Annotated in this window: 20 protein-coding genes and 1 pseudogene; 18 read left to right on the top strand and 3 right to left on the bottom strand. The window is 34.3% G+C overall.

Translation table 11 applies throughout. The features are described from left to right. Nucleotide 1: 1 nt before the first annotated feature. The 8 genes and pseudogenes from nqrF (at nt 2) to FCN74_RS12300 (ending at nt 7,070) form a co-directional block, all read left to right on the top strand. The gene (nqrF, locus tag FCN74_RS10615; protein ID WP_138932575.1) at nt 2-1,291 is read left to right on the top strand and encodes an NADH:ubiquinone reductase (Na(+)-transporting) subunit F; all 1,290 of its coding nucleotides are present in this window, start codon (nt 2-4) and stop codon (nt 1,289-1,291) included. Between the two features lie 54 nt (nt 1,292-1,345). Then, nucleotides 1,346-1,705: a Na(+)-translocating NADH-quinone reductase subunit F gene (locus FCN74_RS10610; protein WP_138932574.1), complete on the top strand. Its 360-nt coding sequence runs from the start codon at nt 1,346-1,348 to the stop codon at nt 1,703-1,705. A gap of 1 nt (nt 1,706) precedes the next feature. Continuing rightward, nucleotides 1,707-2,714: an FAD:protein FMN transferase gene (locus FCN74_RS10605; RefSeq protein ID WP_246062611.1), complete on the top strand. Its 1,008-nt coding sequence runs from the start codon at nt 1,707-1,709 to the stop codon at nt 2,712-2,714. A 67-nt stretch (nt 2,715-2,781) separates the two neighbouring features. Beyond that, the gene (recR, locus tag FCN74_RS10600; protein ID WP_138932573.1) at nt 2,782-3,405 is read left to right on the top strand and encodes a recombination mediator RecR; all 624 of its coding nucleotides are present in this window, start codon (nt 2,782-2,784) and stop codon (nt 3,403-3,405) included. A 6-nt stretch (nt 3,406-3,411) separates the two neighbouring features. After that, nucleotides 3,412-4,533: a glycosyltransferase family 2 protein gene (locus tag FCN74_RS10595; protein ID WP_138932572.1), complete on the top strand. Its 1,122-nt coding sequence runs from the start codon at nt 3,412-3,414 to the stop codon at nt 4,531-4,533. 196 nt (nt 4,534-4,729) lie between these two features. Next, nucleotides 4,730-5,071, top strand: a pseudogene (locus FCN74_RS12440) (hypothetical protein); the annotation flags it as partial. A gap of 105 nt (nt 5,072-5,176) precedes the next feature. After that, nucleotides 5,177-6,520, top strand: a complete 1,344-nt coding sequence (locus FCN74_RS10585; RefSeq protein ID WP_138932571.1) for a dihydrolipoamide acetyltransferase family protein — start codon at nt 5,177-5,179, stop codon at nt 6,518-6,520. Between the two features lie 199 nt (nt 6,521-6,719). Beyond that, nucleotides 6,720-7,070 carry a glycine-rich domain-containing protein gene (locus tag FCN74_RS12300; protein WP_138932570.1) on the top strand — a complete coding sequence of 117 codons (351 nt, stop codon included), beginning with the start codon at nt 6,720-6,722 and terminating at the stop codon, nt 7,068-7,070. 4 nt (nt 7,071-7,074) lie between these two features. Here FCN74_RS12300 and FCN74_RS10575 read toward each other — a convergent pair whose 3' ends face one another. Further along, nucleotides 7,075-7,296, bottom strand: a complete 222-nt coding sequence (locus FCN74_RS10575) for a hypothetical protein (RefSeq protein ID WP_138932569.1) — start codon at nt 7,294-7,296, stop codon at nt 7,075-7,077. A 170-nt stretch (nt 7,297-7,466) separates the two neighbouring features. Here FCN74_RS10575 and FCN74_RS10570 point away from each other — a divergent pair, with 170 nt between their 5' ends. Next, nucleotides 7,467-8,186: a hypothetical protein gene (locus tag FCN74_RS10570; protein WP_138932568.1), complete on the top strand. Its 720-nt coding sequence runs from the start codon at nt 7,467-7,469 to the stop codon at nt 8,184-8,186. Beyond that, entirely contained in the window at nt 8,074-9,063 is a 990-nt protein-coding gene (locus FCN74_RS10565) for a T9SS type A sorting domain-containing protein (protein ID WP_138932567.1), read from the top strand. The genes FCN74_RS10570 and FCN74_RS10565 overlap by 113 nt, the downstream gene beginning before the upstream one ends. A 311-nt stretch (nt 9,064-9,374) precedes the next feature. Here FCN74_RS10565 and FCN74_RS10560 read toward each other — a convergent pair whose 3' ends face one another. Continuing rightward, on the bottom strand, nt 9,375-10,316 hold the full coding sequence (locus FCN74_RS10560) for an FKBP-type peptidyl-prolyl cis-trans isomerase (protein WP_246062610.1): 942 nt from the start codon (nt 10,314-10,316) through the stop codon (nt 9,375-9,377). An 87-nt stretch (nt 10,317-10,403) separates the two neighbouring features. On the opposite strand from FCN74_RS10560, the gene FCN74_RS10555 reads away from it, so the two are divergent. The 5 genes from FCN74_RS10555 to recG all read left to right on the top strand — a co-directional run bounded on the left by FCN74_RS10555 (nt 10,404) and on the right by recG (nt 15,158). After that, nucleotides 10,404-10,793: an RNA-binding S4 domain-containing protein gene (locus FCN74_RS10555; protein ID WP_138932565.1), complete on the top strand. Its 390-nt coding sequence runs from the start codon at nt 10,404-10,406 to the stop codon at nt 10,791-10,793. Next, nucleotides 10,786-11,373, top strand: coding sequence for a methyltransferase domain-containing protein (locus tag FCN74_RS10550; protein ID WP_138932564.1), 588 nt, complete (start codon nt 10,786-10,788; stop codon nt 11,371-11,373). Before FCN74_RS10555 ends, FCN74_RS10550 begins: the two co-directional genes overlap by 8 nt. Further along, nucleotides 11,363-12,310, top strand: a complete 948-nt coding sequence (locus FCN74_RS10545) for a GSCFA domain-containing protein (protein ID WP_138932563.1) — start codon at nt 11,363-11,365, stop codon at nt 12,308-12,310. The genes FCN74_RS10550 and FCN74_RS10545 overlap by 11 nt, the downstream gene beginning before the upstream one ends. A 68-nt stretch (nt 12,311-12,378) precedes the next feature. After that, nucleotides 12,379-13,008: a sterol desaturase family protein gene (locus tag FCN74_RS10540; protein ID WP_138932562.1), complete on the top strand. Its 630-nt coding sequence runs from the start codon at nt 12,379-12,381 to the stop codon at nt 13,006-13,008. 44 nt (nt 13,009-13,052) lie between these two features. Further along, complete coding sequence (gene recG, locus FCN74_RS10535; protein WP_138932561.1) at nt 13,053-15,158, top strand: ATP-dependent DNA helicase RecG; 2,106 nt, start codon at nt 13,053-13,055, stop codon at nt 15,156-15,158. A gap of 30 nt (nt 15,159-15,188) precedes the next feature. On the opposite strand, the gene FCN74_RS10530 is transcribed toward recG, so the two are convergent. Then, nucleotides 15,189-16,097 (bottom strand): transporter, encoded by a 909-nt coding sequence (locus FCN74_RS10530; RefSeq protein WP_138932560.1) that lies wholly within the window; start codon nt 16,095-16,097, stop codon nt 15,189-15,191. Between the two features lie 267 nt (nt 16,098-16,364). Here FCN74_RS10530 and FCN74_RS10525 point away from each other — a divergent pair, with 267 nt between their 5' ends. The 3 genes from FCN74_RS10525 to FCN74_RS10515 are packed head-to-tail and all read left to right on the top strand — an operon-like array spanning nt 16,365 to nt 20,377. After that, on the top strand, nt 16,365-16,622 hold the full coding sequence (locus tag FCN74_RS10525) for a hypothetical protein (RefSeq protein WP_138932559.1): 258 nt from the start codon (nt 16,365-16,367) through the stop codon (nt 16,620-16,622). 22 nt (nt 16,623-16,644) lie between these two features. Beyond that, a complete protein-coding gene (locus FCN74_RS10520) occupies nt 16,645-19,086 on the top strand; it encodes a YfhO family protein (protein WP_138932558.1) in 2,442 nt (813 codons plus the stop codon). Next, a complete protein-coding gene (locus FCN74_RS10515; protein WP_138932557.1) occupies nt 19,079-20,377 on the top strand; it encodes a glycosyltransferase family 4 protein in 1,299 nt (432 codons plus the stop codon). The genes FCN74_RS10520 and FCN74_RS10515 overlap by 8 nt, the downstream gene beginning before the upstream one ends. Nucleotides 20,378-20,428 lie beyond the last annotated feature (51 nt).

The raw sequence follows: 20,428 nt of genomic DNA, 5'->3' as shown, positions 1-20,428 counted from the left end.
TATGGATGTAATTATTTCAAGTATTATTGTTTTTTTAGTACTCATTCTACTCTTGGTTGTCATTCTTTTGACCGCTAAAGCTAAACTTTCTCCTTCTGGCCCGGTGACAATTAATGTCAATGACGAAAAGGATATGGAGGTGAGTTCTGGATCAACCCTTCTCAATACATTGAGTGATAATAAATTGTTTTTGCCCTCTGCTTGCGGAGGTGGCGGAACTTGTATTCAATGCAAATGTATCATAAAAGAAGGTGGAGGTGCCATATTGCCGACAGAAGAACCACATTTTACAAAAAAAGAGATTGCTGAAGGATGGCGCTTAGGCTGTCAAGTCAAAGTGAAACAAGACATGGAAATTGAAATTCCAGAAGAAATATTTGGAATTAAAAAATGGGAAGCCAATGTCGTGTCTAATTACAACGTGGCGTCTTTTATCAAGGAATTTATTATTGAAATTCCTGAAGATATGGACTACAAAGCAGGTGGCTATATCCAAATTGAAGTCCCACCATGTGAGGTTAAGTTTGAAGATATGGATATCACTGCACATCCAGAAGAACATCCAGGTGAGCCAGATAAATTTCAAAAAGAATGGGATAACTTTAAGCTATGGCCATTAGTAATGAAAAATAATGAAACAGTTGAACGAGCATACTCCATGGCATCTTATCCAGCTGAAGGACGTAGAATTATGTTAAATGTTCGTATAGCAACACCACCATTTGATAGAGATAAAGGAGATTGGATGGATGTTAATCCTGGTGTGGCTTCATCTTACATTTTTAATCTTAAAGAAGGTGATAAGTGTACTATCTCAGGACCTTACGGAGAGTTTTTTATCAATGAAAGTGAAGCTGAAATGTTATATGTTGGCGGTGGAGCAGGAATGGCGCCAATGCGTTCACACTTATACCATCTGTTTAGAACACTTAAAACAGGTCGTAAAGTTACATATTGGTATGGTGGACGTTCAAAACGTGAACTCTTCTATATAGATCACTTCAGAGCTCTTGAAAAAGATTTTCCAAACTTTAAGTTTTATATGGCTCTATCTGAACCGCTTGAAGAAGATAACTGGAAAGTTAAAAAAGACTTAGAAGATGAAGGTGATGGATTCGTTGGATTTATACATCAATGCGTTATTGATAATTACCTCAAACATCATGAAGAACCTGAAGAAATTGAACTCTATTTTTGCGGTCCGCCACTTATGAATCAAGCTGTCCAAAAAATGGGAGAAGATTTTGGCATTCCAGACGAAAACATCAGATTTGATGACTTCGGAGGATAAACAATATAATAATTATCACAACCCGAGTCTTGCACTCGGGTTTTTTGTTTCAAAATGGTAGATTTAAACAAACAAGAACTTCATAACTTAGCTATGAACGTGGTTGGTAAAGATCTCGAAAAGCAAGGTTATGAATTCTTAGCCGTAAATAGTAAATTTAAAAAGGATCCTCAATTTGTGGCTTTGAAAGATAAAAAGTTGCATTTCGTTATTGTTAGGGCTGTCACCTATCCTGATAACCCTGTCAATTACGACGAGAAATTGATGACCAAAATGAAGAATCACGCTGATAAGTTTGATGCGCTCACTTATTTTGCTGGTGTAGGCATAGCAAATCAATTCGATTATCAGTTACCCGTTAATAAAATGGATAACTATGTCATCAATTACAATGGTTTAATCAAAATTGAATAAGATGAGACCCAAAATTCAAATTTTAATTTTAATAATTACGGTATTACTGTTCTCTTGTGATGACGGTTTTAACAAGTATGAAGTTTACGGTAATGCCTTAGGAACCACTTATTCCGTAAATTATTACGCTCAACAAGATCAGAATATCAAGCCTAAATTTGACTCTATATTTCAGGTCATCAACCTGTCTTTAAGCACTTACATAACTAATTCTGATATCTCCAAGCTCAACAGTGGTATTCAAGCAGAGGTTGACAATCACTTTAAAAATGTGTTTAAAGCTGCTAAAATTATCCATCAAAATACAGAGGGTTATTTTGACCCAAGCACAGGTATCTTTGTAAATGCCTACGGTTTTGGGCCTGAGAGATATAATATGGAGATGTCTCCAAAGGTAATTGATTCCCTGATGAATTTTGTAGGGTTTAATCAATTTAAATTAGATGGTAATCATGTAAAGACAGACTTAGACTCTTTTTATTTAGATTTCAACGCCATTGCTAAGGGCTACGCTGTGGATATTTTATCAGATTTTTTAAAAAATAATAATTTACAGCATTTTTTTATTGAAGTTGGTGGAGAGGTTGTCGCTCATGGTCAAGACCTAGAAAACAACAAAATATGGAATTTTGGTATAGAAACGCCAGATGAAAATAATACATCGCGACAGTTATCTTATGCAGTTAGCATAGAGAACAAAGCATTAGCCACTTCCGGTAATTACAGAAAATTCAAAATTGACTCTTCTTCTGGTCAAAAGTATGTTCATACCATAAACCCAAAGACTGGAGAGGCCAAAAAATCGGATGTCTTAAGTGCGTCAGTAGTTGCAGAAAACTGTATGATTGCAGACGCATATGCCACTGCTTTTATAGCAATGGGTTTTGACAAAGCCCAAAAGACCATAGACAAATATCAAATCAGCACACTTTTAATTTATGTAAATTCAGACAATAAAGTTCAGACTTTTATATCTGATGATTTAGAAGGTATCGCCTCACCGCTTTGAGATTTATAATTGTATTAATTCAATTTATAATAAATATAGTATTTTAGAAGCAGTTTAATATTTATATATGAGTTTAGATTATTCATCAAAGCTTTTGGAAAATGCTGTCGAAGAAATGTCAAGGTTTCCAGGTATTGGGAAGCGATCTGCTTTGAGGTTAATTTTGCATTTACTCAATCAAGACGAAGAGCAAACCGTTGATCTCGCCAAAGCTCTAGTCAAATTGAGAACAGAAATCAAATTTTGTAAAAATTGCCATAATATAAGCGACTCTGAACTATGTGAAATATGTCAAAACTCAAATCGTCAAAGTGAAATCATATGTGTGGTCGAGGATATCAGAGATGTGATGGCCATTGAAAACACTCAACAATATAAAGGCATGTATCATGTATTGGGGGGGAAAATAAGTCCGATGGATGGTGTAGGTCCTCAAAATCTCAATATAGAATCTTTAGTTAATAAAGTAAGGGACGGAAAAATAGACGAAATTATTTTTGCTTTGAGCTCAACTATGGAAGGTGATACGACCAATTTTTATATTTACAAACAAATTCAAGATTACGGAATTAAAACTTCAAGCATAGCTCGTGGCATTTCAGTTGGCGACGAATTAGAATTTGCAGATGAAATTACTCTTGGTCGAAGTATCATCAATAGGCAGCCCTTTGAAAATTCACTAAAATCTTAAAACAAATTGAAAGTATCGGTTGTTATTGTGAGCTATAAAGTGCCTTATCATTTAATGCTGTGTTTGACGAGCTTACAAAAAGCCACCACAGGAATTAAAACTGAAATTATTGTGATTGATAACGCCTCAAATGATCAAACACATATGCTGATTCTAAAATATTTCCCCAATGTAAAATATATACAAAACCAAACAAACGATGGCTTTTCAAAAGCTAATAACATCGCAATACATCAAGCTTTGGGCGAATATATATGTTTGGTTAACCCCGATACCATTCTATCTGAAACCTGCATAAAATCTGTAATAGAAAAACATCAGAGCATAAAAAACTGTGGAATTTTAGGCCTCAGATTAATTGATGGCACAGGTCACTTCTTGCCAGAAAGCAAAATCAATACATTGACTTTAAAAGTTGCCGCATTAAAAATGCTTGGATTTTCAAAACATTATTACAATAACAATATATCTGAACAAGGTGAAGGTCAAACCGCTACGCTTGTTGGTGCTTTTATGTGTTTTAAGAAACAAGATTATGAGCAATTACAAGGTCTAGATGAGGACTATTTTATGTACGGTGAGGATATTGATTTGAGTTATCAGTTTATAAAAAAAGGTTTTCAAAATTATTATTTAGGGTCAGAAAAAATAATACACTTTAAAGGAGAAAGTACACTGAGAGATAAAATATATTTTAAACGCTTTTTTGACTCAGTCAAGCTTTTTTTTAGAAAGCATTACTCCAATTCAAAACTAATGATAGGGTTAGTTTCTGTTTTTTTCCATGTAGCGAAATATTTTAAAAAAATTAAGATGGCTAAAAAAGAAAAAACTGAAATTAACTTTAATTCAGTTTATTTATTTAGCGATGATATACTTTTAATCGAAAACCTAAAACCTCTTTTTAATCAAGAAGTTAAGTTGTTGAATAATGTAGAAAGGCATCAAAAAAAATTTGAAAATGATTTGATAATTTTCGATCCTTCAGTATCCTCATATCTTGAAATTATTGACTTTATGATCAAGCAAAGAAGAGGAAACAATTTGTTTAGGTTTATTATTCCCCAATCTAATATTTTAATAGGAAGTGACAGTAGTACCTCTCAAGCAAGAGTGATGACTTTTTGATTTTGGATATGAAACTTATTTTTTAAAGAATCCTAGCGTTTTTGATAGACTATCTCGTCATTATTACCTATGCTGCATTCTTGTTTATCATGGCTAATGTGTTGATATCATCAATTGATTTCAATAATGATTTTACATATCATCCGCTTAAAAGTCAGGCTATAGGCTTTTTTAGTCTTACACTTCCAGTTTTTTTTATTCATTTATTACAGAAAAAAGTCGTCGGCAAGCTACTTTAGGTAAAAAGGCTCTACATCTTGTTATTGAAACTTGTAGTAAAAATAGGTCTGTCCATCTTTTAAAACGAAATGTTTTTAAGTACCTGCCATGGGAAATCCCACATACAGGCATACATTGGTTATTTTATTACAATTCAAAAGGTCTTCAAATTCCAATTGGGGTGTGGTTGCTTTTAATTATTCCTCAGATTGTAGTGATTGGATATTTTGTAAGTATTTTATTAAATAAGGGTAACCAAGGTATTTACGATGTAATATCTCAAACTACAATTGCTTGTAGGATAAACGACGTGATTTAATATATATAAGTCAGCCTCAGAATATTTAGAAAATTTTAAATCCATACCGCTTAAATTTTATTAATTTTGCAACTCAGAATTCAATAACCTCAATTTTTTATCAATATGGCAAAAATAGAACTCAAACTTCCAAAAATGGGCGAAAGTGTAGCTGAAGCCACATTGACCTCCTGGTTAAAAGATATTGGAGACAGTATAGAAGCCGATGAACCTGTTTTGGAAATCGCTACCGATAAAGTTGACTCTGAAGTGCCAAGTGAAGTTGACGGAAAGCTCCTTGAAAAACGCTTCGAGGTAGATGATGTCATTAAAGTAGGTGAAGTTATTGCTATTATTGAAACTGAAGGCGAAGACACAGACGAAGATTCATCAGATGATGATACTGGTGAAAAAGAAAAAAATACAACAACAGAAGAAAGCGCAAAAGCTGCTGAAGATTTAATGCGAAAAGCAGAACAAACAATAAAACCTGAATCTCATGATTTTTCTGAGGCTCAGCGGTTTTACTCGCCCTTAGTTAAAAATATTGCCAAAGAAGAAGGTGTGTCTTTAAACGAACTTGAGCAAATTCAGGGCAGCGGTAAAGATGGTCGAGTCACAAAAGACGATATGTTAAACTATGTTGAGCAACGTCAATCTTCAAGTCCAAAAGACATGACTTCAAGTAAGATATCAGCTGAGACTACACCAGCTCAACCTACATCAACTGCCGATGTTGAAACTCCTGTAAACATAAATGCTGAGGATGAGGTAATTGAAATGAGTAGAATGGGTAAGCTTATTTCTAAACACATGATTCACAGCGCTCAAACTTCTGCTCACGTTCAGTCATTTATAGAGGTTGATGTAACCAATATCTGGAACTGGAGAAATAAACATAAACAAGCTTTTCTCCAACGAGAAGGTGAAAAGCTCACCTTCACACCAATCTTTATGGAGGCTGTTGTGAAAGCGATTAAAGACTTTCCTCTTATAAATATTTCCGTAGATGGCGACAATATAGTAAAACATAAGCATATCAATCTCGGAATGGCTGCGGCTTTACCTGATGGTAACTTAATTGTACCCGTTATTCACGATGCAGATCAATTAAATTTACTAGGTATGGCAAAAAAAGTTAATGATTTAGCAGGGCGTGCTCGTCAAGGTAAACTCAAGCCCGACGAAACTCAAGGTGGTACTTACACGGTAACCAATGTAGGGACTTTTGGCAGTATTATGGGAACACCAATCATCAATCAGCCCCAAGTTGGAATTTTAGCTCTTGGTGCTATCAGAAAAGTACCAGCTGTAATTGAAACTTCAGAAGGTGATTTTGTAGGGATAAGACACAAAATGTTCTTGTCTCATAGTTACGATCACCGTGTGGTCAACGGTGCGCTTGGCGGACAGTTTGTTCAGCGCGTTGCACAGTATTTGGAAGGATTTGATAGAAATAGAGAAGTTTAAAAATCTTTAATTATCTAATATTTGAATATTTAAAATTAATATTTATATTTATATTTCCTCATTAATGTGCTAACTTTCAAATTACTAACTAATTAGGAAATTATTAAAGCTTTTTCTATTCACTTTTTTATGCACCATTTCGACATATGCATAAAATGGAGATCAAATTTTTGTACAAAACATTTCTGGTACAGATTATGTGATTCATAAATTTACAACAACAGGTACAAGTTCTTTTACACCACCTTCTGGTATTACAGAAGTCGATGTTTTAGTCGTAGGAGGTGGCGGCGCTGGTATCGAAAATTTATCTTTTTCAGGTGCTGGTGGTGACGGAAGTGCTGGACTTGATGGTGGCGGACCATCTGATGGTTTCGGCGGTGGTGGTGGTTCTCAAAGTAGTGCTATAGGCCTAGGTGGTTCTGGCGTAGGTGGAAATGGTGCAAATGATAGTACACCCGCTACCGACGGACAACCCAACACTGGCGGAGCGGCGGTGGCGGTAATAATACTCAAGTTGCAGGTAATGGCGGTTCAGGTATTGTTATAGTTCGTTATAGACTATCTGATGTAACTGAATTCATATTTACAAATGATGGGAATTGGAACGTCAATACAAATTGGGCTAATAATACTCTACCTACAACGGGTGCTGATGTTACAATCGCTGTGAATCCTACTGTAACGGCTGATGAAACCGTTGGTAATTTAGATGTTTTTACAGGAGTTACCGTAGATATAAATAATAGTATAAGTTTAAATGTTGAAGGAGACATTAGCACTTAGGTGAATTTATTGGAGATGGTGAGGTTGTCATGAACGGGACATCAGCTCAATCTATGGGTGGTGGCGGTTCATTTAAAAACTTAAGATTTGATAACCCAACAGCTTTGGATGTTAACGACCCAACCGATTTTTTGGTGTTTTGTATTTAGACCAAGGAACTTTGAACACCAATAATAACGTTACGCTTAAATGTCGTTTTCCTGTGACTCAATTTGCTCAAATGGGACCTCAAACAGGAACTGTTGTAGGAGATGTTACCGTTGAACAATGTTTCCCAGCTCGAAGAGCATTCAGACTGGTTTCGTCTTCTGTGACTACATCAACGACGATAAATGCCAACTGGCAGGAAGGAGCCACAGGATATTTAGATGATCCAAATTCTGGTTTTGGAACTCACATCACTGGTGTTGAACCAGCCCCTGCTATCAATTCGACACCAGCACAGGATGGTATTAATGTTTTTGATTATAGTCCCACTGGCAATGCTTCGCTATTTACCTTTAGCAATGATAATACTCAACAATGGAATGCTGTGTCCAACACAGATACCAATACTTTAACAGCAGGTGATGCTTACAGATTGATGATTAGAGGCGATAGAAGTATAGATGTTACAGATAATGCAACTACACCTACAGATACCAAACTTCAAAGTACGGGTTTAGTAGAGCAAGGTCCGGTAAACTTAAATTTTAACATCAATTCAGGTCAATTTGCAATGGTTGGTAACCCTTTTCACTCTATTGTAGATATGAATGCTGTTTTAAGTGGTAGTGATTTTACAGGGTTTTTTTACCATTTGGGATACCACATTAGGTGGCGCTCCAACCGTCGGACAGCCTGGTGGTCGAGGCGCTTTCGTAACCGTAAATGCTTCTAATGGAAATGCTACGATTCAAGGAGGAGCTTCTGGAACTACATTTATGGAAGAGTTTATACAGCCTTATCAAGCCTTTTTTGTTGAAGCTAACGTTAACAACCCATCTTTGACCTTTGAGGAATCTGATAAAGCTGTGCTTGAAAACCAAGTCGCTGTATTTGGTACAACACCTAGCAGTTATATAAAAATGTTGATGTTTGATCAGCTGTCTTATAATGATAGTCATATAGCAGATGACGGTTTAGTTATTTATTTTTCTCCAGGAGAGAATAATGGAAAAGACATTAATGATGCTCCTAATTTTTTTAATATAGACGAAAACTTTTCAAGAAATGAAAACAACAATTTAATTAGCTACGAAAACAGAGCTATGCCTCAAATTGATGAGATATTACCTTTATATACATCCCAATATAGGGCGACAAACTATGTACTAGAGTTAGAAGTTGGAGATTTCCCAAACAATGAAATTTACCTATTTGATAACTATACAGACACAGAAGTTGAACTCAATGAAAACGCAATTAATACGTATTCATTTTCTAAAGATCAATCCATCACCGAAAGTGTAGCATCAAATCATTTTGATATAAGATTTGAGTCGACAACACTTTCCACAGATGAATTTGAAAAATCAGGGATTTCAGTATATCCAAATCAGGCAAGTAACTTAGTTAATATTAACTTTAGTCAGAACACCGATGAATTGGAACAAATAGCATTATACGACTTAAATGGAAGACTAATACTTACAAGGAAACTAAACAGCAATGATATTGAACAGCAGATTGATGTAAGTAATTTAAGCAGTGGAGTCTATATTCTAGAAATCAATACTGTTAAACACCAGTATAACACCAAAGTCATAGTTGAATAGTCTGTAAACTAGACCTGACAAAGTGCTAAGAACCCTCACTCAGTTGAGGGTTTTTTTATATTAAAAATTTAGTAAATCAATAATAGTTGGGGAGTTTATGAGTTCAAAATTATTACTGGCTTTTGATAGGTGTATTCATATTAAATTTATTTTAAACACTTTACTTATGAATAATATTATAGGTTGAAGAAAAAATGAACTTTATTGTAATTAGGGTAAAGTCATTTAAAACAAAAAGCTTAAAATTAAAGATATAAGTATTTTAGATAAAAAAATGCTTAACTACAATGTATTTTTAAAGTCAATTGATTCTAACTATTGTCATCTTCGGGAAAGGTATCATCTAAATAATCTGGAGTACCATTTCCATTAGAATCTGGAAACTCAATCGATCCGTCTTCTTCATTAATAATAATTTCATCAATAGTTAGGACAGAGTCATTATCATCATCGCGATCAAGGTAATTAGGCAATCCATCTCTGTCTGTATCATCGCCAGTATCATCGCCTTCTGCAATGTCATCAACACGTCTATTACCGTTCATATCTTCCATAAATGAAGGTATACCGTCTTGATCGTGATCGGCTTCTTTAGATTTATAAAGTTGGACAGCAAAAATTATAGGCTGATAGCGTTTAATAGACGAACCAATAGGAGGCGTGGCAAAAAAACCAAGGCCTGAAGGGACAAAAACTACACCAATACCAAAATCATCGTTAAATGTAACAGTGCCATCCCCATTTTCTACAAATCCAGAGGAACCTCTAAGCTCTGGTAAAAGCTCGTAAAACCCTCTTACAGTCTGAGGTAAATCAAACCAAACGGGATTAGGATTAAAATCAAATGTTTCGTTATCTATAGTTATACCTTCAAACGTTACTAAAGTAGAATCTGCAAAAGTTGGTTTTCTCTCTTGAGGATTTCCTTCTCTTTGGATTAAATAGTAAAGCGTGTATTCTACATCTTGTTGTATAACTTGTTTACTCGCTAAAAGATCAGATTCCATAATAGGTGTTTTATCACTATTTTCTCCGGCAATGGTATCAAATGTAAACTTTTGAAAATTCTGATTTTGGGGATTATCAACAAATTCAAAAAAATGGGTTTCTAAAAAGGCTTCTATTTCTGCTTGATTTTCAATTTTTACTTCTTCAGGATCCCTCAATTCTACAGCATTACCACCACCATCATCATCGCTACTGCAAGAGCTCAAAAGGCCTAAAAAAACGAATAAGACTACAAAAAATTTCATTAACTTCATTATAACAATATTTTGGGTGCAAGATACGATTTTCTCTTATTTTTGTTGTTTAAAAACGTTTAAAGAGCAATATTTCTTATGCGTGTCGACAAATATTTATGGTGTGTACGCTATTTTAAAACCCGGAGTAAAGCAACTCGGGCATGTAAAAAGGGGCATGTTGAAGTAAACGGCGAAAAGGTAAAACCTTCAAGAGAGGTCTATCCTGCTGATGAAATCAATATGCGTAAAAACCAAATTGATTATAAAATACAGGTTTTAGATTTACCCAAGTCCCGAGTAGGGGCTAAACTTACAAATATTTACAGGTTAGATAAAACACCTCAAAGCGCATTCAAAGCTCAAGAAAAATTAAAATATGCTCAGGAGTATTATAGAAAAAAAGGAACAGGACGACCTACCAAAAAAGACCGAAGAGATATTGATGACTTTCTTGAAAAACCAGATAATAAAGATTTAGATGAATGAAAAATATTGGGAAAATCGATACCTTAACCATCACACAGGTTGGGATATGAACCAGGTTTCACCACCATTAAAGGTCTATATTGATCACATTGAAAACAAAAACCTGAAAATTTTAATTCCTGGCGCTGGGAATGCTTATGAGGCTGAATACCTACTTAATATGGGTTTTAAAAAAGTCTATGTTGCTGACATTGCTAAGACACCATTAAATAATCTTAAACACAGGGTTCCGAGTTTCCCTGATGAACAATTATTACACATCAATTTTTTTGATATTCAATTAGAGTTTGACCTGATTTTTGAACAAACATTTTTTTGTGCTCTGCCACCAGAATTAAGGTCAGAATATGTAAAAAAAATGCATCAAATTTTAGAACCCAATGGGAGATTAGTTGGGGTGTTTTTCGATTTTCCACTGACTGAGGAAGGACCACCTTTTGGTGGGTCAAAAGAAGAATACTTATCTTATTTTAAAAACTATTTTAAAATCAAAACTTTAGAGCGATGCTATAATTCTCACCCAAAGAGACAAGGGAAAGAGCTTTTTTTTAATTTTAAGAAAAATGTAAATGGACTTTAGAACAGAACTAAAATTAAAACCTTACGACTTTACAATTTCTCTAAACGATAGGCTCTTTTTCTTGGGTTCATGCTTTGCCGAAAATCTGGGATCTTATTTTGATGAATACAAATTTAAATCTACTATCAATCCATTTGGTATTCTATATCATCCTTTAGCTGTAAAAAAATCGGTGGAAATAGCACTTGACAAGAGTTTTAACCCATTGGAGAGTGCTTTTTATTTTAATGGGATATGGTCTCATCTTGATGCGCATTCCAAACTCTCAAGTCCTAATAAAAATGATTTAATTCATGCCATACAACAAGCCAAAGTAAAAACTATTGACAATATTAAAAATGCAAATGTTATTTTTATCACATTGGGTACGGCATGGGTTTACAGATACATAGAGAACAATCAAATAGTCGCTAATTGCCATAAGTTACCGCAACAATATTTTAAAAAAGAATTACTGTCATTAGAGGAGACTCAAAAATCACTTTCAGATACTGCTAATCAAATTTTAAAAGTTAACCCTGATGTAAAGATTGTTTTTACCCTATCACCAGTACGTCATCTTAAAGATGGTTTTATCAACAATCAGGTCAGCAAATCAACTTTGCATATAGGTATTCAAAGCATTGTTAAAAAAATTGATCAAGCTTTCTATTTTCCGAGTTATGAGTTGCTATTAGACGATCTCAGAGATTATCGATTTTTTAAGAACGATAAAGTTCACCCTAGCGATTTGGCTTTAGATTATATTTGGTCTAAAGTGATTGATACGTTTTTTGATGATATTACAAAATCTACACTTATAGAAGTTGAAAAAATAAGCAAACGTTTAAATCATCGCTTTTTTGATTCAGAAAGTGAAGCTGCACAAAAATTTAAACAAAAAACTCAAAAATTAATTCAAGAATTAGAAACTAAAATATCGCTTAAATTATTTTAGCGTATACTTGAATTATAATTGCGACTAATTAAATAAATTTATATTTTTGTTAAAGATATAGTCGTAGAATGCCTAAAATCACAACAGAATATCAACACGGTGAAGCGAGGATTTTTAAAAATCCTTTTTTAGAACGATTGACTAAAACCAACCCATTATCCAATGTTATTGTTTACGGCTTGAGTATTGCGTTTTTTACCTATTTTGCGATAGCCTACATAGGTTTAAATCCTTTAGTTTTTGTAGGTCTTTTTGTTTTTGGATTGCTGTTTTGGACTTTTGCACAGTATATGTTGCATCGCTTTTTGTTTCATTGGATAAATGATAATAAGTATGTACAACGATTTCATTTCATCATGCATGGCTCACACCATAAGTTTCCTAGAGATAAAACTCGATTACTTATGCCGCCTGTTCCCGGCTTAATCTTGGCAAGTTTATTATTCGGTATGTTTTATTTGTTGTTTAGAATATTGCAGATTCCTGATTTATGTTTTGGTTTTTTTCCAGGTTTTTTTAGTGGATATTTGATGTATTCATTTGTACATCGAGCGATACATGTGAAAAAACCCCCAAAACGGTTTAAACACATTTGGTTACACCATAACATTCATCATTTTAAATACCCAGATAAAGCCTTTGGTGTGTCTAATACATTTTGGGATAGAGTTTTTGGTACGATGCCGCCAAAAAAATAATGCACTTTATTAAGATTTTTTAAAGCTTGTCTTATCTTCGTTAAATGCTAGATGACCAACTCAAAACACCTGTAGTTTATCTAAAGGGCGTTGGCCCACAAAGGGCAAAACTTTTAGAAGAAGAAGTGGGTATCAAAACATATGCAGATCTCATTAATTATTTCCCATTTCGTTATGTAGACCGAACCCAGTTTTATAAAATTAAAGCGCTACAAAATAGTACAGCCGAAGTCCAAATAGTTGGTGTTATTACTGAAGTAAGAATGCTAGCTCAAAAAAGAGGAAAACGCTTAGTAGCATCATTTGAAGATAAAACCGGACAAATGGAATTGGTTTGGTTTAAGAGGTATAAGTGGATTAGAGACAATTTGAAAATTAATGTGCCATATGTAATCTATGGAAAAGTAAAATATTTCAATGGTCAATATAGTATGGTCCATCCAGAAATGGAATTTTTAGAGGATTTTAAAAAAGATTTTAGTGTCAAACTTCAGCCGGTATATTCAAGCACTGAAAAATTGAATAAAAGTAATCTAGGGAGTCGATTTTTTAACCGAATTTTAAAACAATTGTTTGCTGAATTAAAATCCCCTTTTGAAGAAACACTTCCCCAAAATATTATCCAAGAATTAAAATTGACCTCACCCTCTAAGGCTTATTTTAATATTCACTTTCCACAATCTAATGCACATTTAGCAAAAGCTCAGTTCAGGCTTAAGTGGGAAGAGTTTTTCTTTATTCAATTACAATTAGTCAGAAAAAATTTATTTCACAAGCATAAAATAAAGAGTTATAAATTTGAACAAATAGGCAATTTTTTTAATAAATTTTACAATGAAATTCTTCCTTTTAAACTTACAAATGCACAAAAAAAAGTACTGAAACAAATTAGAAGTGATTTAGGTCGAACTGCTCATATGAATCGGCTTTTGCAAGGTGATGTTGGATCTGGTAAAACTATTGTAGGTTTTATGAGTATGCTCATCGCTATTGATAATGGTTACCAGACTTGTATGATGGCACCAACCGAAATTCTTGCTCAACAACATTATCAGACTATTGCTGAATATTGTGAACAGTTGGGTGTCACCATAAGCTTATTAACGGGTTCGTCTACGACAAAGCAGCGTAGAGATATCCATCAGAACCTTAAAAATGGTAGTTTACATATTTTAGTGGGAACACATGCTTTGATTGAAGATAAAGTGAAATTCCATAATCTTGGATTTGCTATCATTGACGAACAGCATCGCTTTGGTGTCGCTCAACGCGCTAAACTTTGGAAGAAAAATGACTTACCACCCAACGTATTGGTCATGACAGCAACGCCTATCCCCAGAACACTGGCGATGAGTTTGTACGGCGATCTGGATATTTCTGTAATCGATGAATTACCTCCAGGCCGAAAAAGCGTAAAGACTGTTCACCGCTATGATGCCAATCGGCTTAAAGTATTTCAATTTATAAAACAACAAATCGCTAAAGGTCGTCAGGTTTATGTCGTTTATCCATTAATAGAAGAATCTGCAAATTTTGATTATAAAGATTTAATGGATGGTTATGAAAGTATTTCTAGAGAATTCCCAAAACCTCAATATCAAATTTCAATTGTATATGGTAAAATGAAACCGGAAGATAAAGCTGCTGAAATGCAAAGATTTGTTAATGGTGAAACTCAAATTATGGTAGCCACGACTGTGATTGAAGTTGGTGTAAATATTCCTAACGCAAGTGTTATGGTAATTGAAAGTGCTGAACGTTTTGGCTTATCTCAATTGCACCAACTTCGGGGTAGAGTAGGACGTGGTGCTGAGCAGAGCTATTGTATATTGATGACAAGCCATAAACTTAGTGAAGATGCTAAAACCAGACTGCAAACAATGACCCAAACCAATGACGGTTTTCAAATTGCAGAAGTCGATTTGAAATTACGCGGTCCAGGAGATTTAATGGGAACACAACAAAGCGGATTATTAAATCTAAAAATTGCTGATGTTGTAAAGGATAAATCTATTCTTGAAAGTGCTAGGCATTATGCGATTAGGATCTTAAAAAAAGATCCCAATCTCGAAAATGCAGAACATCAAACACTAAAAGAAAAATTTATAAGGTTGACCCAACATAAATTTAAATGGAATTATATAAGTTAAATTTAAAAAGTATAATAATTTATTAGACGATTAGAAATTATTTTCATCTTCATCATCATTATCTTTAATGTAATAATCTTCATGAAAATTATCAAAACGATAAGATAAGCCAATAACAGCCAACCAACGTTGAGGAGTATTTTTAAAATTAATTAACCCAAAGAGATCTAGTTGTAAATTTTTGTTGAATAGATAAGCACCACCTGCTCTTAGTAACTCATCACTGTAAATATCACTTACCGTAGACTGAATCTCACCAAAAATAGAAAACCGGCTGTCCAGAGCATGAGTAACAGTTAATATACCGCTATAGCTAGGGAAGTCAGTTTCGACTTTATCTGCAATGATATTAATTACAACAACTGTTCTGTCTAAATTACTTTGTGCTGATAATGCAAATTTTGATGAAACACTAGGCTCATCTTCAAACATAAAAGGATTGTCACCATATAAAATATTTGCACCAGCATAAAGTGAAACGGCAGGGATCAAATCACCCCATTGTACGCTATTATTGGCATGATAACTATAAACATTTGGACCTTCTACCTGCTTTTTTTTATGAGGATCAAAAAGTAAATATTTAGCCCCAATTGTATTGGTCTGAAAGTTAGAAAAAGAGAAATTTTGTGTTACACTACTTCTCATATTGGTTTCGTCAGCAAAGGCAAACCTGCCTTCTAAAATCAATTCCAACTCTTCTAAAATTAACCCATATCTTAGCGCATAATCTATAAAAAAATTATCCGTATTGGTCCGTTGCAAATCGTGTTCATCATTCCCAAAACCAACGCCGCCTTCTACCTGTATAACGTTTGTACCAACACTATAGGCACCAAAAGAAGCCCCAGGCCTGTTAGAGTTAATAGTCTCTGTATATTGAGCTGTTGATAAAAACGAAAAACTTAAAAACACCAATACAACAAAAAAAGTTTTCATAGGCAAAATAATATTTCTAAACAAATGTATTAAAAAAATAGATGTCCTGAGTTTTTGAGTTGTATTCGTTTGTATTTGTTGTCATATCAGGTGAATCGTAGTGACAAATCATCTCTCTGTGTTTTCTAAGCGTATAGTTCATAGGTCTCACCAAAACATAGACTGATAATTTGGAATCTTGTAATGACTTATAAAACCTTAACTTTAATAACCTCTTAATACGATTTCATATTGAGTTGTTTAACTTTGTAAATTCAAAGTTTTTTTATGCAAGATTTTTTCATCACACTTTTATATATCATTATTGGATTTTGGATACTTCGTATAATTCTAAAATGGGCATTTCCATATTTGTTGAAATATTTTGTTCAATATCTAGGCAAAAAAGCACAGAAAAGCTATGAAAACCAAAGCCAAAATCCATTTCAAAAAAACTATTCTACATCAAAGCAAAGCAGTAAAAAGAAAGAAAAATCTGATAAAGAAAAAGTAGGCGAGTATATCGACTACGAAGAAATTGATTAATTTGCCACAAAATTTTCTTTTTATGAAAATCAACTGGAAAACTGTCGGTATACATTCAGGAATCATTTTAGGTTTTATTATTGTTGCCGTAGCGTATTTCTATCCGGTTTTACAAGATAAAATCATATACCAAGGTGATATCGTTCAGTATATTGGGATGGCCGATGATAGAAAAGCCCATGTTGAAAATCACGATGAAGAACCCTATTGGATAGATAACGCTTTTGGCGGTATGCCGTCCTATCAAGTTGGTGCGAATTATCCACATCACTACATCAAATCATTCGATCGATTTCTCCGTTTTTTGCCGCGACCAGTAGATTATTTATTCTTGTATTTTGTAGGACTTTACATTTTACTTCTTGTCATGCGAGTCAAACCACTCATTGCTTTTTTTGGAGCCTTGGCGTTTGGGTTTTCGACATACCTCATTATTATTCTAGGAGTAGGTCATAACGCCAAAGCGCATGCCATTGCCTATATGCCGATGGTTATAGCCGGTGTTTTATTGTGTTTGCGGCATAAATATATTTTAGGATTTATCACTTTGGCATTGGGTATGGCATTGGAGATTGCTGCCAACCACTTTCAAATGACTTATTATTTAACATTACTTTGTGTAGTCATAGGTGTTGTATATTTAATAGAAGCGATAAAACATAAGGCATTACTTAAATTTTCAAAAGCCGTTGGTTTAGCTTTTGCTGCTGCTATTCTCGGCTTAAGTCTTAATGCCACAAATTTACTCGCTACACAAGAATACACCCAATACAGCACGAGAGGAGAAACTACTGTAAGTATTACACCTAATGGTCAACCCAAATCTGAACAATCGGCATTAGAATACGATTATATCACAGAATACAGTTATGGTATAGCTGAGACCTTTAATTGGCTTATGCCAAGATTTATGGGCGGTTCAAATGCTGAATCACTTTCTTCAGATTCCGAAACATACGAAGAGCTTTTAAGTATGGGCGCATCACCTTCGCAAGCTAAAGGGTTTCTTGAAAACGTTCCATTATATTGGGGTGATCAAACTTATGTTGCCGCACCTGCTTACATCGGCGCAGGTGTCTTAGCCTTATTTGTTTTAGCTTTATTTCTTGTCAGAAGTAAGTTCAAAACCTGGATTGTTGTCGGGTCGATTTTAGCTTTGCTGTTATCTTGGGGTGATAATTTTTCGGTTTTAACCCAATTGTTTATCGATTATGTGCCCTTGTATGACAAATTTAGAGCGGTATCCTCTATCCAAGTTTTAATTGAACTTTGTGTGCCGTTGATGGCTTTTGTAGGTTTGGCTTATTTTTTCAGTGAAAAAACATCAAAAGAAACCAGACTAAAAGCCCTAAAGATGTCTGGAATAATCACAGGTGGTTTGCTTGTGTTTTTTATGTTATTTAAAACTGTTTTATTTGATTTCTCTGGTGGTTCAGATTCTTATTTTATGCAGCAATATGGTGCTGGATTTGTAAGAGCTTTAAAGCTTGACCGTCAAGCGGTGTTTATGGCAGATGCTTGGCGTTCGCTTTTTATAGTAGTTATAATTTTGGGAATATTGTGGTTTTGGTTACAGCAAAAACTCAAAATGCAGTGGGCAATTTTGATTATTGGTGTCATTTGCGTTTTAGATTTGGTTTTAGTTGATAAACGCTACGTGAATGAAGAGGATTTTGTGTCTAAAATTCAAATGAAAAAGCCTTTTCAAGCCAATTCTGCTGACCAAGAAATTTTAAAAGACAAAAGCCATTTTCGAGTTTTAGATTTGAGCGAAAGTCCATTTAATTCTGCTCGCGCCTCTTATTTTCACAAATCCTTTGGTGGTTATCATGCAGCAAAACCTCAACGCATCCAAGATATTTTTGATTTTCATATTGCTAAGGGCAATCGTGAGGTTTTAAATATGTTTAATGTCAAATACAACATCATTGAAAACCAAGGTGAACTCATAGCTCAGCCTAATCCTGACGCGAATGGTAATGCTTGGTTTGTAGATTCATTGAAAGTCGTCAAAGATGACAATGCTGCTATTTTAGCTTTAAATGACATTGATACAAAAACTACAGCAATTATAAAACAGAAGTTCACGTCTGAAATTGAACAGCAACAACTTCAAATAGAATCTTTGGCCACAATTGAACTTATTGACTACAAAATGAACCATTTGGTTTATGAAAGTCAAAATCAGAATAAAGGTTTTGCTGTTTTCTCAGAAATGTATTATCCTAAAGGTTGGCAAGCCTTTATTGACGGTGAACCTGTAAATCATATTCAAGTAGATTATACTTTAAGAGGTTTATCTATTCCAAAAGGCAAACATCAAATCGAATTCAAATTTGAACCCCAAGTGATTAAAACAGGAAGTCGTTTAAGTTTGGCTGGACATATTTTATTTATTTTGGTTTTGGCCTTTGGAGTTTTTAAGTTCTCAAAACGGTCTTCAACCCAGGTCAAAGATGACTAAAACACCAAGAAAAGTATTGATTGTTTTGTATTACTGGCCACCAGCGGGCGGACCAGGCGTCCAACGCTGGTTGAAATTTGTAAAATACCTGAAAGATTTTAACATTCAACCTACAGTTTTTGTGCCCAAAAATCCGCATTACCCCATTACTGATAAAAGCCTGGAATTTGAAATTCCAAAACATGTTGAAGTAACTAAATCTTCTATTATCGAGCCTTATGCTTTAGCCAAAATATTTTCTAAAAAAGACACCCAATCTTTAAGCAAAGGCATTATTAAAGCTCCGAAAAAACAAAACTTTATACAAAAAGCTTTACTCTATATACGAGGCAACTATTTTGTTCCAGATGCCAGAATGTTTTGGATAAAACCTTCTGTAAGGCGCATTTCAAAACTATTAGATAAAACCAATTTTGATGCGATCATCACGACTGGACCACCGCATAGTTTGCATCGTATCGGCTATTGTTTAAAATTGAAATATCCTGAAATACCTTGGGTTGCAGATTTTCGTGACCCTTGGGTGAATATTGGTTATCACAAGGACCTCAAATTAACGCCATCTTCAGCTGAAAAACATCAGCAGATGGAAGAAGAAGTTTTAACTACAGCAGACCAAATCACAGTGACGAGTCCAAGCACCCGAAAAGAGTTTCAACAAAAAACTGCAAAACCTGTGAGTTTGATTACCAATGGTTTTGATGATACTGATGTTAGTTTTGAACTTGATGAGAATTTTAGTTTAGCACATGTCGGCACATTGATGAGCGAACGCAACCCTGAGAACTTATGGCGGGTTTTAGCCGAGTTAGTAGAAGAAGACGAACATTTTAAAAACAATTTAGAGCTCAAGTTTATCGGACAGGTGAGTCAAAATATTATCGATAGTCTACGACAATACGACTTACAAAAACATTCTACGTTTTTAGGTTATTTACCCCATAAAGATGCTCAGCAACAAATGTTTAGCGCACAAGTTTTATTATTAATAGAAAAAGATTTGATACAAACCCAAGGCATTATTCCAGGTAAGTTTTTTGAATATTTACAAGCGAGACGTCCCATTCTTGGGGTTGGGCCACAAGATTGGGATGTGGCTAAACTAATTTCTAAACATAAGGCAGGTTCAGCCTTTGATTATGAAGAAATAAGTGTACTCAAGAATCAAATTAAAACCTATTTTAAAGCTTTTATGCGAGGAAAACTCCAAGTCAAATCAAATAATATTAAAGTTTATCACCGTAAAGCATTGACAGAGAAGTTGGTTGACATCGTTAATGGTCTTAACTAAATCACAATAATATTTTTTCAGATTCTAGCAAATTCTAATTAAACGTCATTG

Source organism: Mesohalobacter halotolerans (genome assembly GCF_006120725.1).
GTDB lineage: Bacteria > Bacteroidota > Bacteroidia > Flavobacteriales > Flavobacteriaceae > Psychroflexus > Psychroflexus halotolerans.
The sequence above is the reverse complement of the archived record's forward strand: the minus strand, read 5'-3'. Positions and strand labels throughout refer to the sequence as shown.